Consider the following 14608-nt stretch of genomic DNA (forward strand, 5'->3'; position numbering starts at 1 on the left):
CAAGGGAACGCGATGTGCGGCATAGCGGGCATCTTTCATCGTGACGGCCGGCCCGCCGACGGCCGCGCGGTTGCGGCGATGTCGGCAGCACTGGTCCACCGCGGGCCGGACGGCGGGAGCACCTGGCTGGACGGCCCTGTCGGCCTTGCCCATCGCCGGCTCGCCATCCGCGATCTCTCCGATGCCGGTCGCCAGCCGATGCTCGATGCCTCGGAGCGCATCGTCGTCACCTACAACGGAGAGATCTACAACGATCACGAGTTGCGCAGCGAGCTCGAGCGATCGTTCGGCGTCCGCTTTCGCAGCACCTGCGACACCGAAATCCTCCCTTACGCCTATCTCGCCTGGGGTGAGGCGATGTTCGAACGCCTGGAGGGTTTTTTCGCGATCGGCCTGTGGGATCGGCAGGAGCGCCGTCTGATCCTGGCGCGCGACGGCATCGGGATCAAGCCGCTCTATTATTCCGAAAGCAGCAGCAGCGTCCTGTTCGCAAGCGAGATCAAGGGACTTACGGCGAGCGGAGACGTCGCCGCGCGGATCGACTCGGTGGCCCTGCATACCTATCTCGCCGCAGGCCATCCAGGAACGCGACAGAGCCTGTACCAGGACATCAAGCAGCTCCCGCCCGGCACGATGATCGGATTCACCGACCGCGAGCGGACCGAGCGACGCTTCTGGCGGCCGGTGCGCGCGCCCGTGATCCGCGACCTCGACGAAGCCATTGTCCGGCTGCAATCGACGATCGAGACCGTGGTGAAGAGCCAGATGGTGAGCGACGTGCCGCTCGCCGTGCTGCAGAGCGGCGGCATCGACAGTTCGCTGATCAGCCTCACGCTCGGCCGGCTCGGCTTGAAGCCGCCGCTGTTCACGGCCGGCTTCACCGAGAAAAGCCATGACGAAACCGCGGTGGCGCAGCAGATCGCCACCGCCGCCGGCCTCTCGCTCAACGTCATCGACGGGGAAGCGGGCGAGGATGCCGAGGCGGCGCTGCGGGCGGTGGTCTATCATTTCGACGGCCAATGCGCCGACACGGGCGCGCTCGGCTTCTATCATCTGGCTGGCGCGGTCCGCCGGCATTCCACGGTGGTCCTGTCCGGCGACGGCGGCGACGAATTCTTCGCCGGATATGAAACCTATGCCGCGACCATGATGGCGGAGCGCGCGCGCCATTTCGTCCCGCGCGGCCTTGCCGGCCTGACCGGGCGCCTCGCCTATGCGTCGGTGCGCGGCAACGAGAAGCGGCTTCCGGCCGCGGCGCAACTCGCCCGCTTTGCACTCGGGTTGGGTGAAGCCGGCAACAGCCCTCATCTGCAATGGCGGCGGCTCGTTCCCCGCTTTCTCGCCGAGAGGATCTATGATCGCGCGATGGCCGATCTTGCATCGACCGATCCGTTCGCGGAATACGCCGAATATTACTCGGAGCCGCATGACAATTTGCTGGATCGGGCGCTGATCGCTGACCAGCGCTTCCATCTGCAAAGCGTCCTCACCAAGGTCGATGCCATGAGCATGGCGCATGGTCTCGAAGTGCGCGTGCCGATCCTGGACCGACGGGTCATGGACCTCGCCGGCAGTCTCGATGTCTCGCTGCTCAATCCCTGGCCCAAGGGGGCGCCGAAATATGTGCTGCGCAAGCTCGCCGAGCGACTGGGCATGCCGGGTGAGGCCGCATGGTCGCGCAAGCGCGGCTTCAACGTGCCGATCGCTCAACTGATGCGACGCGGTGGGCTGCGGCCGATCTGCGATCGGGTGCTCGGCCGCGAGGCTGACGTTTTTGCGCCCTTCCTGAAACCGGAGGCGATCCGGCTGCTATGGAATGCGCATCGCGAAGCCAGGAGCGACAATGCGTTCGCGCTGTGGCCGATCCTGACGCTGGGCATCTGGTTGACGGGGCTTGCGGCCCCCTCGCCGCGCCGAGCCTAGGGAGCAGGCGCATGCCGGACCTGAAGGACCAAACGATCAACGATTTCGGCGAGCAATGGACCGCATTCCGCGAAAATCCCGGCTATTACGGCTCGGCGGACCTGCTCGCCGATCTGTTCGGTCCGTTGCTTTCCCTCGACGAGGTCGAGGGCAAGCGGATCGCCGATATCGGGAGCGGCACGGGGCGCATCGTCAACATGCTGCTCGATGCCGGGGCCGATCGTGTCGTCGCGGTCGAGCCCTCCGATGCCATGCTGGTCCTGAAGGACAACACGGCGGCGCGCGCGGAGCGCGTCGACTATCTGCAGGCGCCCGGCGACCGGTTGCCGCCCGATCTCGGGCTCGACTATGTGGTTTCGATGGGGGTGCTGCATCACATCCCCGAACCGGCGCCGGTGGTTCGCGCGGCCTATGATGCCTTGCGCCCCGGCGGGCGCTGCATCGTCTGGCTCTACGGCTACGAAGGCAACGAGACCTATCTGTCGCTCGCGATCCCGCTGCGCAAGCTCACCGTGCTGCTGCCGCACCGGCTGCTGGTGGTGCTGTCGCATGGTCTGGAATGGGCACTGACGGCCTATATCGGGCTGTGCCGGATATTGCCGCTACCGATGCGGTCCTACATGCGTTCGGTGCTGGCGAAGTTTCCGCGCAGCGTTCGCCGCTTGACCATCTACGACCAGCTCAATCCCGCCTACGCGAAATACTACACGCGCGCCGAAGCGGAGGCGCTGCTGTCGAATGGCGGATTCGGGGATGTCAGGCTCTACCACCGCCACGGCTATAGCTGGACCGTGTCCGGCACACGGCTCGCATGACGGGCGTCGAGCAGCAGCACCCAGAAGAACATCAGCGCGCTGAAGAGCAGGATGAAACTGTCCTCGAGGGGAGTCCCCGCAACGGAGATCAATGAGGGCATCAGGAGACCGACGGTGAGCGCGGCGGCGAGTGCCGTGGCCGGAAGATCGACCAGCAGGATCGCGGCATAGAGCGCGAGCTCGAAGAAGGCATATTCCTTCAGGCGCGGCGAGCTGAGATAGAGCGCAAACATGGCCAGCACCGTGATGCGCATCGCGACGTGGGGGTGATCCATCAGCCAGCGATCCAGTCGCGCGAGCAGCGAACCTCCCTCGTGCGCCGGCCGGCTCCCGATCAAGCGCAGGATGGACAGGACGAACGGCACGAGCACCAATGCGGTCGCGGCGAATGCGTATGTTGCGAAGATCGCCGGCTTGCTATCGATCAGGCCCACATGGCCCATCAGATCCCGCGCCAGCAGCAGCAGGGACGGATTGCTCTCGAAGAGCTCGACGAGGTGCTGGTCCGGAATCTTTCCGGCCATCGCAAGCTGCCAGCTCGCGAACAGATCGGGGTATGCCAGCCGCGATATCAGGATCGGCAAGGCGAAGCTGAACACCGCCATCGCGATCAGCGTCAGCTTGCGGCCGCGCGGCAGCGGCAGGAAATAGAGCGCGCCCAGCACGGGAAAGAACACCAGCTTGAACGACACCACGAGACCGAGCAGCGCAGCGCCGGCGAGGCGCGACGGAAAGCTGCGGTCCTCCGACGGACCGGATGCGGGCAGAGAAAGCAGGAGCCTCAGCGCGATCGCGGTCAGCACGCCGCTCAGGATCGCGAAATTGCCGGACGCCTGGACCCATTCGAAACCGACGAATGCGCCGAGCGCGCAGAGCACCCTGAGCCCAACGTCGCGAGCGCTCGGGCGCGTTCGGCCGAGACCTGGCAAGAGGAGGCCGCAGAGCACGGCAAGGACGGGAAAGATAGTTTTGTAATGAGCGACCAGAATGCCGCCCGCGCAGAAGGGACGGAAGGCCTCCAGCGTCACCGGCAGGTAGGGATAAGAGAGCTTGGTGCCCTTCAGGTTCTTGACGAAGTAGGGATCGAGTCCGCCGGCATAGGCATCCACCGCCGCGCAATTGACGCGGGTGTCCCAGCCATATCTCACATCGAGCACGGCGTCGTTGGCGAGATTGCCGAACACCAAAAGCGCGGACAGTGCGATCAGACAGGCAAGCCAGACGTTTCGCCTCGAAGCCATGTCGGCCGAGGGCTCCAACCATCGTGCTGTACCGGTGACATCAGACACAATCGGACACCTTGTCTGGCCTGGTTCTCTCGGCGCCAGCGCGGCGCCCCATTGATCGGCCGCCACAGTGGACAGGAGGCGTTTCCGTTTCATCCCGCCGGGCCGGCCTGCCTCGCCTGGCGCCGATCTTTAGGGAGGGATGGTGAATCACTGGTTTCCGGGCCATAGCAGGGGCTCGCGGGGGCTCCCTCACCAATTCTTGTCCGCCCCTCCCCCGCCTGCCAGCCATCCCGAAACATGGGTTGTGCAACGCAGCATGGCCGATGGATAAAGTCGCTCAATTTCAGAGGTGAGCTTCTTGTCTGACGTCAATGCCGACGATTGGGTGTCCTCGGGACACCGCCCGATGGGATTTCCAGAATTCGTCATCGTGATCGCGTCCATCATGGCGCTCAATCCGCTTGCGATGGACATGATGCTGCCCGCACTGCCCAATATCGGGGCAGCCTTCAACATTCCCGTCGCCAACCATCTCCAGCTGGTGCTGTCGACCTTCCTGATCGGTTTCGGCGCCGGTCAGTTCGTCATGGGCCCGCTGTCGGACCGTTTTGGCCGCCGCCCGGTGCTGCTCGGCGGCATGGCGGTCTATGCGGTGGCGAGCGTGCTGGCGGTCGCGGCGCCCTCGTTCGAGACGCTGCTGCTGGCGCGCGCGCTGCAGGGGCTCGGCACCTCGGCGACGCGCGTGATCGCGACCTCGATCGTGCGCGATTGCTATGTCGGCCGCCGCATGGCGAGCGTCATGTCGCTCGCCATGATGGTGTTCATCGCGGTGCCCGTGATCGCCCCCTCGTTCGGACAGGCGGTGCTGCTGGTGACGGCGTGGCGCGGCATCTTCGTGGTGCTGATGCTGTACGGCCTGCTCGCGCTCGCATGGTGCGTGCTGCGGCTGCCTGAAACCCTTCCCGAGTCCGAGCGCCGGTCGCTCGCGCCCGCCGACGTGCTCTCGGCGTTCCGGCAGACCCTGACCAACCGCCAGACCATCGGCTATGCCACGGCCGCCGGCAGCGTCATCGGCGCGCTGTTTGCCTATGTCTTCTGCGCCCAGCAGGTCTTCACCGGCGTCTATCACCTCGGCCATTATTTCCCGCTCGCCTTCGCCGCGATTGCAGCCGGCACAGCCGTCGCCGGCTTCCTCAATGCGAGGCTGGTCGGGCGGCTCGGCATGCGCGTGATCTCGCATGGCGCGCTGACGCTCTACACCATCGTCGCCGCCGTGATGCTGCTGACGGAAATGCTCGGCGTCCTGCCGCTTGCCCTGTTCATGGTGCTCTCGGCCCTGATGATGTTCTCGTTCGGCATGATGGTTGCCAACTTCACCGCGCTCGCCATGGAGCCGCAGGGCCACATCGCCGGCACCGCCTCCTCGCTCTACGGCTCGATCACGACGCTGATCGGAATCGTGGTCGGCATGGCGATCGGACAGAGCTTCGACGGCACGCTGCTGCCGTTCTCGGTCGGCTTCTTCCTGTCGACGCTTGCTGCGCTCGCGATCGTGCTGGTGGCGGAAAAGGGCCGGCTGTTCAAGCCGCATCATCGCCCGATCGGTTAAGGAACTTCCCGGCGGCCTCTATGTTGTCGTGCAGCAATTCGAAAGGCCGCTGCGATGGAACTGGAACACCGCGAAGATCACCGCGACGTTGAGCCACAAACGACGGAACGTTCGCAGTCAAGCCCCGGGCAGGCCGCGTTGACGACGCCTTTTGCGAGCGAAGGGCTGGAGCAGCTGCGCGACAGCCATTGCTGAGCGCGGCGTCTACTCGGTCGCTCGCCGGCTGGCGCTGAAATCATCCGCGGTGCTCTTGGGGATCATCCGCATTCCCCGGGGACGCGCCATCACAACGACCACTTCTCGCGTCAGACCGGGCCGCCCCCACAGGGTGGCCCGCACGGTGAACTCACGCCTGACGAAGTGTCCGGTCTGCGAGGACGCCCACGCCATCCATCGATGGCAAGACTCTTGGTCGCGGAAACACAGCGCGGCCCAGCCGCGGTCGAGCGGCGTTTTGCGCGGCAAGCCCAACGTCTGATCGTACTCGAAGGGCCCCGCATTACGCGGATGGTCCGGGCTGTAGAACGCGGTGGCAAAGGCCAGCGAACCATCACCACTCACGGCGCTCAGCGGCACGCCAGTCAGCTCGCGCCACTCGCGCGTCAATTCACTGGCCGCCTGGGCGTAGAGATTCCGGCCCTCCTCATAACCGTGATCGTTGCGATAGACGGCGTGGATCGGCGCGGCGATCAGGACGGCCGCGAGCGCGACGCCGGCCACGATCACGGTGAGGTTGACCGTGTAGAAGCGCTCGATCGGGTAGCTTGTGCCGCAGACCACGAGAACGGTGAACAGGAACAGTCCCTGCAACGCCCACAGCGATGGCAGATCGGTGCCCATCACGAGCGACGTCGCCACCGGCAGCACGATCGTGCCCATCGTGACGTAGAGCAAAAGCCGCAGGCCCGGGCTCATTGCGGCGAGGTCCGCCGGAAACTGCTTCAAGCGCGTTCCAGCGACGAGCACCCAGAACACGGCCGAGATGCTCATCGCCGCCGCCAGCCCCAACAGAAAGTTTCTCGCCTCGCCGAGTGAGGTCGCAGCGTTGCCGCCTGCGTGCGCCAGCGCGTAGATGAAAGTCGACGCGCCCGTCGTCGCGAGCCAATAGATGTGGGGTGACAGCGCCGCAAGCCCGACGACGACCGAGATCCAGGGCGAAGCGGAGGTGAAATAAGCGCGCCGCGCCGGGTGCGCCAGCGCGGCAAACGCGAAGCTCGTGACGAGAAAGATCGAATAATATTTGCCGACCATCGCCAGCGCCGTCGTGCATCCCATGGCGACCGCCCACAGCGGGGCGCGCGTCTCGAAGGCGCGCAGGAAGCACCAGGTCGCCAGCGGCCAGACCGCCAGCAGTACCGAATTGGCGTTGAAGCGCTGGGCGTGGAATTGATAGACCGGCGTCAGCATCAGGAGCAAAAGCACCAGGATGCGCTTATGCCCGGTCACGAATTGCCGTGCGATCCGGTCGACGAAGATCAGCGCAAGCCCGGCATTGGCCATCGCCATCAACTGCAACGACCAGTCGCTGAGCGGGAAGACAGAGGTCCAGCTAGCGGCAATCCAGCCGGTCAAGGGCGGATGCTTGTGATAGCCCCAGGCGAAATGCTGCCCCAGCGTCCAGGCCTCGAGCGTATCGGGGTGCAGGCCGCCGCCGGCATAGGCGATCACCAGATAGAGCGTCCAGACCGCGACGAAGCAGCCAATGAGAAGCGGCACGGCCCATCCCGCCTCGACGCCGTCGAGCCAATGCAGGAAAGGCCGCCGCCAACGCGCCGGCGCGCGATCGGACCGTTCGGCCATCGCCTGGAATGCAAAATCGATCGGCACGGGAATCAAACTGAGGAAGGGAAAGTGATGCGTAAGGACGGCACATCTATTTCAGGATTGAAACAAATAGCAATGATTGGAAACTGGAAAGGCTAAAAGCCTCACCGTTTCAAGCTGACGTGAGGCTGACAAATGGCAGCGGCGCCGCTGATGACAGCGGCGCCGCGTGGTGAAGACAGCGAAGGGCTGCGTGAATCCGCCTCCCCTTACTCCGACTTGTCGACGTTCCAGAACAGCGGGGTCGCCGGGCCGTCGAGCACGCCGGTCAGCGATTTGCGCCAGCCGCTCGGCAGCAGATACTGCCCGAGCGGGATGTAGATCACCTGCTCATAGGCTTCCTTCTGAATGTCGGCGGCGATCTTCTTCTGCTCGTCGATCGAGGGCGCGCGGACGAAGGCGTCCTTGAGCTGCTCGATCTTGGGGTCTTCCGCCCAGCCGAACCAGCCGCCCTTCTTGCCCTGGCCGCCGATCGAGAGATTGGCGATCGGGTTGGAGACGTCGGCCGCGACCCAGTTGGTGAAGAACATGTTCCAGCCACCCTCCTTCGGCGGCTTCTGGCTGGCACGGCGGCTCACCACCGTCTGCCAATCGGTCGCTTGCAGGTCGACCTTGAAGCCGGCTTCGCGCAGCAGCTGAGCCGCAACGATCGGCTGCGCCTTGAGCGTGGTGACATCGCCGGGCGCCATGACCACGACCGGGGTGCCGTCGTAGCCGGACTCGGCGAGCGCCTTCTTGGCTTCCGCCATGCCGTTGCCCTTGATCAGGGTTTCGGCGCCGACATCGGTCGCGAACGGCGTGTCGCACACGAAGAACGCGCCGCAGATCTTCTGGTATTTGGCGTTGCCGACCAGCGCGTCGAGAACGTCCTTCTGGTTCATCGCCAGAAGAGCGGCACGTCGCACCTTCACGTTGTCGAACGGCGGATAGAGGAAGTTCATCCGGCCGAGCGTCTGAAAGCCGAACTTGTTCGAGACCTCGATGGTGATCTCCTTGTTCGCCTCCAGCACCGGCAACATGTCGTAGGGCAGGTTCTCCATGAAGTCGATGTCGCCCGACTGCAGCGCGTTCACTGCGGTCTGCGAATCCGGCATGGTGATCCATTCGACGCGGTCGACCTTCGCCACCTTGCCGCCGGAGGTCCAGCTCGCCGGCTCCTTGCGCGGCAAATAGTCGGTGTTCTTGACGTAGACCGCCTTCACGCCGGGCTGGAATTCCGACGCCACGAACTTGAACGGGCCCGAGCCGATCTGCTCGGGGATCTGCTTGTCCGGCGGCGTCTCGGCGAGGCGCTTCGGCATCATGAAGGCGACGCGCGAGGACGGCTTGCCGATGGAATCGAGCACGAGGCCGTAGGGCTCCTTCAGCTTCAGCGTGATGGTCTTGGCGTCGGTCGCCTCGATGCTCGCGGTGAAGTCCAGGAGCTTCTGGCCCATGCCGTCGACCGCGCCCCAGCGCTTCAGCGAAGCGACGCAATCTTCCGCCGTTACCGGTGCGCCGTCATGCCACTTCAGGCCGTCGCGCAGCGTGAAGGTGTAGGTGAGCTTGTCGTCGGAGATCTTCCAGTCCGCCATCTGCGGCTGGATCTTGAAGCTCGAATCGGGGGCCACCAGCGTGTCGTAGACCATGTAGCCATGGTCACGCGTGATGTAGGCCGTGGTGAAGATCGGATCGATGATGCGCAGATCCGAATGCATCACCGCCGTAATGGTCTTGCCGGCTGCAAGCACTGGCGAGGCAAGCGCCGTCGAAAGCGCGACGACGGACAGCGCAAGTTTGGAGGCAAACGCGCGAGGCCCCCGGCGCATGAAGTGGAACATAAAAAGTTTCTCCTGACGTGAAACTGTTCAAAGGCAGGTTATTGGTTAAGCATGCGGCTCGTTCCTTGGGCGAACTAACCTCATGCAATGCCTTTATCTTTCGAGACTTGCAGACAGTGCCGAGCGCGTCAATCCGGTTTCGCTGCAGGCCCTGGCGGCGCAGGCACGGGCTCCACAAGGATCGGTTTGGCTCTACAACACTCTCCACTCGTCTCGCCTCGCGGCGATGCAATGCGCGTTCCATCTTTCGAAGCTTGAGAGACATTGAGATGAATCCAGCCAATCTTCCTTTCGATTCCGAGGCGATGCTCCAGGGTCTGCGCGGCTGGGTCGAATGCGAAAGCCCGACCTGGGACGCTGGTGCCGTAAACCGCATGCTCGATATCGCAGCGCGGGATATGGCGATCATGGGTGCGACGATCGAGCGCATCGCCGGCCGGCAGGGCTTCGGCGGCGTGATCCGCGCGCGCTTTCCGCATCCAAGGCAAGGCGAGCCCGGCATCCTGATCGCCGGCCACATGGATACCGTCCACCCGGTCGGCACCATCGAGAAGCTGAAATGGCGGCGCGAGGGCAACAGGTGCTACGGCCCCGGCATCTACGACATGAAGGGCGGCAACTACCTCTCGCTGGAAGCGATCCGGCAGCTGGCGCGCGCATCCTTCACCACGCCGCTGCCGATCACCGTGCTGTTCACGCCGGACGAGGAAGTCGGCACACCCTCGACGCGCGACATCATCGAGGCGGAAGCCGCGCGCAACAAATATGTGCTGGTGCCCGAGCCCGGCCGCGCCGACAACGGCGTCACCACCGGACGTTACGCCATCGCACGCTTCAATCTCGAGGCGACCGGCCGGCCGAGCCATGCCGGCGCGACGCTGTCGGCGGGACGCTCGGCGATCCGCGAGATGGCGCGGCAGATCCTCGCCATCGACGCCATGACGACGGAGGACTGCACCTTCTCGGTCGGCGTCGTGCATGGCGGGCAATGGGTCAATTGCGTCGCCACGACCGCCACCGGCGAAGCGCTCTCGATGGCCAAGCGGCAGGCAGATCTCGACCGCGGGGTCGAGCGGATGCTGGCGCTGTCGGGCACGGCCAACGACGTCGCCTTCAAGGTCACGCGCGGCGTGACGCGGCCGGTGTGGGAGCCGGATGCCGGCACCATGGCGCTGTATGAGAAGGCGCGCGGCATCGCCAAGTCGCTCGGCGCCGAACTGCCGCATGCGAGTTCCGGCGGCGGCTCCGACGGCAACTTCACCGGTGCGATGGGCATCCCGACGCTCGACGGCCTGGGCGTGCGTGGTGGCAATGGCCACACGCTAGAGGAGTATATCGAGGTCGAGAGCCTGGTCGAACGCGGCCGCTTGATGGCGGGGCTGCTGGCGACGCTAGACTGATCAGACTGGGCGGGCGCGCAAAACGCCTGTGCGCCCGGCACGCCATATTTCGTCCGGCGGGCACGCTCTGCTTGGCCGCGCACGAAGAGGTGCCCCAAAATACTGGCCGCACTGCAAAACCTGTGGCCCTGATGGCACGGGAATTGCTGAAATGTTAGGCTGGTGGCAGAACAGGCTATGACCGCTGCCGCCGATTAACTCTAATCTGACGGATCCAACTTGCTCGGATATCTCCTTCGCCGAATCTTCGCCGCAGTGCCCGTGATGGGCGTCGTCGCGCTGTTCGTCTTCCTCCTGCTCCGCCTCACCCCCGGCGATCCCGCCGCGATCCTCGCCGGCGACAACGCGACGCCGGAACGGCTCGAGCGCATCCGCACCTCGCTCGGCCTCAACGAGCCCTTGATCGTGCAGTTCATCACCTGGGTGAACAAGCTGCTGCACGGCGATCTCGGGACTTCGCTGATCTCCAATCTGCCCGTCATGAAGATGATCGGCCAGCGCGTCGAGCCGTCGATCTCGATCGCGCTGTCAACCATCGTTCTCGCGGTCATCGTCGCTGTTCCCTTGGGGGTGATCGCGGCGTGGAAGCACGGCACATGGATCGACCGCTTCGTGATGGGGCTGTCGGTGCTGGGCTTCTCGGTGCCGGTGTTCGTGGTCGGCTACATCCTGATCCAGGTCTTCGCGATCGAGCTGCGCTGGGTTCCGGTGCAGGGCTTCAAGAGCATCAGCGCCGGCTTCGGGCCGTTCTTCGAGCGCATGATCCTGCCGACCTGCGCGCTCTCCTTCATCTACATCGCGCTGATCGCACGCATGACGCGCGCGGCGATGCTCGACGTGCTGGGCGAGGACTATGTCCGCACCGCGCGCGCCAAGGGCATCAACGAGGTCGCCGTGATGATGCGCCACGCGCTGCGCAACGCCGCCGTGCCCGTCATCACCGTGATCGGCACCGGCTTTGCGCTTCTGATTTCGGGCGTCGTCGTCACCGAGAGCGTGTTCAACATCCCCGGCATCGGCCGCCTCACCGTGGATGCGGTGCTGGCGCGCGATTATCCCGTGATCCAGGCGATGATCCTGCTGACGTCGCTGATCTATGTCGTCGTCAATCTTCTCATCGACGTCGCCTACACCCTGCTCGATCCCCGGATCCGGTACTGAGGCAAGGACAAGAACATAATGTCGGTCGATACCCTTCCCCAGTCCTCTATTCCGATCACGTCGCCGCTGAGGCCGCGTTTCGGCTTCCTCACCTCGACGCCCATCATCGCCACCGCAACGGTCCTGCTCGCGCTGATCATCCTGATCTCGATCCTCGCGCCGCTGATCGCGCCGCATGATCCGATCCAGCTCGCGCCGTCGCAGCGGCTCAAGCCGTCGTCCGCGCAATTCCTGCTCGGCACCGACGCCTATGGCCGTGACCTGGCGTCGCGCGTCCTCTATGGCGGCCGTATCTCGCTGCTGATCGGCATCGGTTCGGCGATCCTGTCGATCGTCATCGGCCTTGCGATCGGTCTCGTCTCCGGCTTCTTCAAGCTGGTCGATGCCGTGCTGATGCGCGTCATGGACGGCCTGATGGCGATGCCGAGCATCCTGCTCGCGATCGCCGTGGTGTCGCTGTCCGGGGCCAGCCTCTGGACCGTGCTGATCGCGATCACCATCCCCGAGATTCCGCGCGTGGCCCGCCTGGTCCGCTCGGTCGTGCTGTCGGCGCGCGAGGAGCCTTATGTCGAGGCGGCGATCTCGGTCGGCTCGTCGTTGCCGAAGATCATGTGGCGGCATCTGATGCCGAACACGGTCGCCCCGCTGATCGTCCAGGGCACCTATATCTGCGCGAGCGCCATCCTCACCGAGGCCATCCTCTCCTTCCTCGGCGCCGGCATCTCGCCGGAGACGCCGACCTGGGGCAACATCATGGCCGAGGGCCGCCAGTACTTCCAGATCAAGCCGTCGCTGATCTTCTGGCCGGGCCTTTTGCTCTCGATCGCCATCCTCAGCATCAATTTGATCGGCGACGCCGCCCGCGACGCGCTCGATCCGCGCATGAAGCAGCGGGAAGGCAAGTGATGACCGATCAAGTGATGACTAACACCGTCCTCGACATCAACAACCTCGTCGTGTCCGTCGGCAAGAAGCCGGGCGGGCCAAAGATCATCGACGGCATCTCGATCCAGGTCCGCGAGCGCGAGACGCTGTGCCTCGTCGGCGAAAGCGGCTCCGGCAAGTCGGTGACCTCGCTCACCACGATGGGCCTGCTGCCGAAGGGCACGCTGGTTCCGACCGGCGGCAGCGTCAAGCTGGTCGGCGAGGAGATCCTGACCGCGACAGACCGCCGCCTGCGGCAACTGCGTGCAACGCAGATGGCGATGATCTTCCAGGAGCCGATGACCGCGCTCAATCCGGTGGTGCCGGTTGGCCGCCAGATCGACGAGGTGCTGCGCGCGCACACCAAGCTCGATGCCAGGGCGCGCAAGAAGCGCATTCTCGACATGATGGAGCAGGTCCACCTGCCCCAGGTCGAGCGCATCTTCGCCTCCTATCCGCACCGCCTCTCCGGCGGCCAGCGCCAGCGCATCATGATCGCGATGGCGCTGGTGCTGGAGCCGAAGCTGCTGATCGCCGACGAGCCGACCACCGCGCTCGACGTCACCACGCAGAAGCAGATCTTGTCCCTGATCAGAGAGCTCCAGCGCGATCACGGCACCGCGGTGCTGTTCATCACCCATGACATGGGCGTGGTCGCCGAGATCGCCGACCGCGTCGCGGTGATGCGGCAGGGCCGCCTGGTCGAGACCGGCCCGCTCGAGACCGTGCTACGCAATCCGACCATGGAATATACCCGCAACCTGCTCTCGGCGGTACCGAGCCTGGTGCCGCGCGCGGCGCGGCCCGAGACCAAGGAGCCCGTGGTGCTCGAGGCCAACGAGCTCAGCAAGGTCTACAAGGAGCGCGCGTTCTTCGGCAAGGGACGCGAGGTCGTCGCCGCCGACAAGGTAACGCTGACGCTGCGCAAGGGCCGCACGCTCGGCATCGTCGGCGAAAGCGGCTCCGGCAAGTCGACGGTGGCGCGCTGCATCGTTCGCCTGATCGATCCGACCTCGGGCGGCGTGCGCCTTGCCGGCCGCGAGATCGCCGACATCTCGCGCCGCCTGCTGCAGCCGCACCGGCAGAAGATCCAGATCGTGTTCCAGGATCCCTACCGCTCGCTCAACCCGCGCGTCACCGTCGGCGAGAGCATCGCCGAAGGCCCGATCAACTACGGCGTGGCGCATCCCGATGCGATGAAGCGCGCCCGCGAATTGCTCGAGCTGGTCGGCCTTCCCGCCGATGCCGTCTCGCGCTATCCGCACCAGTTCTCCGGCGGCCAACGCCAGCGTATCGCCATCGCCCGCGCGCTCGCGCTCGATCCGGACGTGCTGGTCGCGGACGAGGCCGTCTCGGCGCTCGACGTCTCCGTGCAGGCGCAGGTGCTGGAACTCTTCGACGAGATCCAGAAGCGGCTCGGCATCGCCATCCTGTTCATCACCCACGATTTGCGTGTCGCAGCACAGATCTGCGACGAGGTCGTGGTGATGCAGCACGGCCGCGTCGTCGAGCAGGGCCCGGCCGCCGAAGTGCTGACGCATCCGAAGGAGGCCTACACCAGGGCGCTGCTGGACGCGGCGCCGGGGCGCGACTGGGATTTTGCGAACTTCCGGCCGGTGTCGGAGGGCGTGGCGGCCACGGCATAGCGACACTCACCGCTGTCATCCGGGGCATCGCGAAGCGATGAGCTCCGGTGCGCAATTGCGCACCTGAGAATCCATCGCGCCTCAGAGTCTGTTGTCGGATGGATTCCGGGCTCGCGCCCAAGCGGGCGCGCCCCGGAATGACGGCGGAGCAGCATTCCCAAAACAGCTTGAGGCCATGCGCGGCGCGATTGCTTCCTGCCTTGCCCTCGCCTCTGGGCCAAGGCTAACGTCGCGCACTTTTCCAACGCTGGACCAGA

The 14608-nt window shown here is 65.1% G+C and carries 10 protein-coding genes; 7 read left to right on the forward strand and 3 right to left on the reverse strand.

What is annotated here, in order from left to right; genetic code table 11:
- Window positions 1–12: 12 nt before the first annotated feature.
- Window positions 13–1923: an asparagine synthase (glutamine-hydrolyzing) gene (asnB, locus tag AABA84_RS05805; protein WP_338311593.1), complete on the forward strand. Its 1911-nt coding sequence runs from the start codon at window positions 13–15 to the stop codon at window positions 1921–1923.
- A gap of 11 nt (window positions 1924–1934) precedes the next feature.
- Window positions 1935–2738 carry a class I SAM-dependent methyltransferase gene (locus tag AABA84_RS05810; RefSeq protein WP_338311594.1) on the forward strand — a complete coding sequence of 268 codons (804 nt, stop codon included), beginning with the start codon at window positions 1935–1937 and terminating at the stop codon, window positions 2736–2738.
- Here the strand turns inward: AABA84_RS05810 and AABA84_RS05815 are convergent.
- On the reverse strand, window positions 2702–3979 hold the full coding sequence (locus AABA84_RS05815; protein WP_338311595.1) for a hypothetical protein: 1278 nt from the start codon (window positions 3977–3979) through the stop codon (window positions 2702–2704). The genes AABA84_RS05810 and AABA84_RS05815 overlap by 37 nt on opposite strands.
- A 346-nt stretch (window positions 3980–4325) precedes the next feature.
- Between AABA84_RS05815 and AABA84_RS05820 the strand changes: the two genes are divergently transcribed.
- Window positions 4326–5576, forward strand: a complete 1251-nt coding sequence (locus tag AABA84_RS05820; RefSeq protein WP_338311596.1) for a multidrug effflux MFS transporter — start codon at window positions 4326–4328, stop codon at window positions 5574–5576.
- A 204-nt stretch (window positions 5577–5780) separates the two neighbouring features.
- Here the strand turns inward: AABA84_RS05820 and AABA84_RS05825 are convergent, their stop codons facing one another.
- Window positions 5781–7376, reverse strand: coding sequence for a glycosyltransferase family 39 protein (locus AABA84_RS05825; protein WP_338311627.1), 1596 nt, complete (start codon window positions 7374–7376; stop codon window positions 5781–5783).
- Between the two features lie 233 nt (window positions 7377–7609).
- Window positions 7610–9220 (reverse strand): ABC transporter substrate-binding protein, encoded by a 1611-nt coding sequence (locus AABA84_RS05830; RefSeq protein WP_338306413.1) that lies wholly within the window; start codon window positions 9218–9220, stop codon window positions 7610–7612.
- Between the two features lie 269 nt (window positions 9221–9489).
- On the opposite strand from AABA84_RS05830, the gene AABA84_RS05835 reads away from it, so the two are divergent.
- The 4 genes from AABA84_RS05835 (at window position 9490) to AABA84_RS05850 (ending at window position 14351) form a co-directional block, all read left to right on the forward strand.
- Window positions 9490–10620, forward strand: coding sequence for a M20/M25/M40 family metallo-hydrolase (locus AABA84_RS05835; protein ID WP_212251576.1), 1131 nt, complete (start codon window positions 9490–9492; stop codon window positions 10618–10620).
- Window positions 10621–10839: 219 nt separating this feature from the next.
- Entirely contained in the window at window positions 10840–11781 is a 942-nt protein-coding gene (locus tag AABA84_RS05840; protein ID WP_212251578.1) for an ABC transporter permease, read from the forward strand.
- Window positions 11782–11799: 18 nt separating this feature from the next.
- Entirely contained in the window at window positions 11800–12687 is an 888-nt protein-coding gene (locus AABA84_RS05845; protein WP_212251580.1) for an ABC transporter permease, read from the forward strand.
- 14 nt (window positions 12688–12701) lie between these two features.
- Window positions 12702–14351 carry an ABC transporter ATP-binding protein gene (locus AABA84_RS05850; RefSeq protein WP_212251814.1) on the forward strand — a complete coding sequence of 550 codons (1650 nt, stop codon included), beginning with the start codon at window positions 12702–12704 and terminating at the stop codon, window positions 14349–14351.
- Window positions 14352–14608 lie beyond the last annotated feature (257 nt).

Source organism: Bradyrhizobium sp. TM239, assembly GCF_036247985.1.
GTDB classification, from domain to species: domain Bacteria; phylum Pseudomonadota; class Alphaproteobacteria; order Rhizobiales; family Xanthobacteraceae; genus Bradyrhizobium; species Bradyrhizobium ottawaense.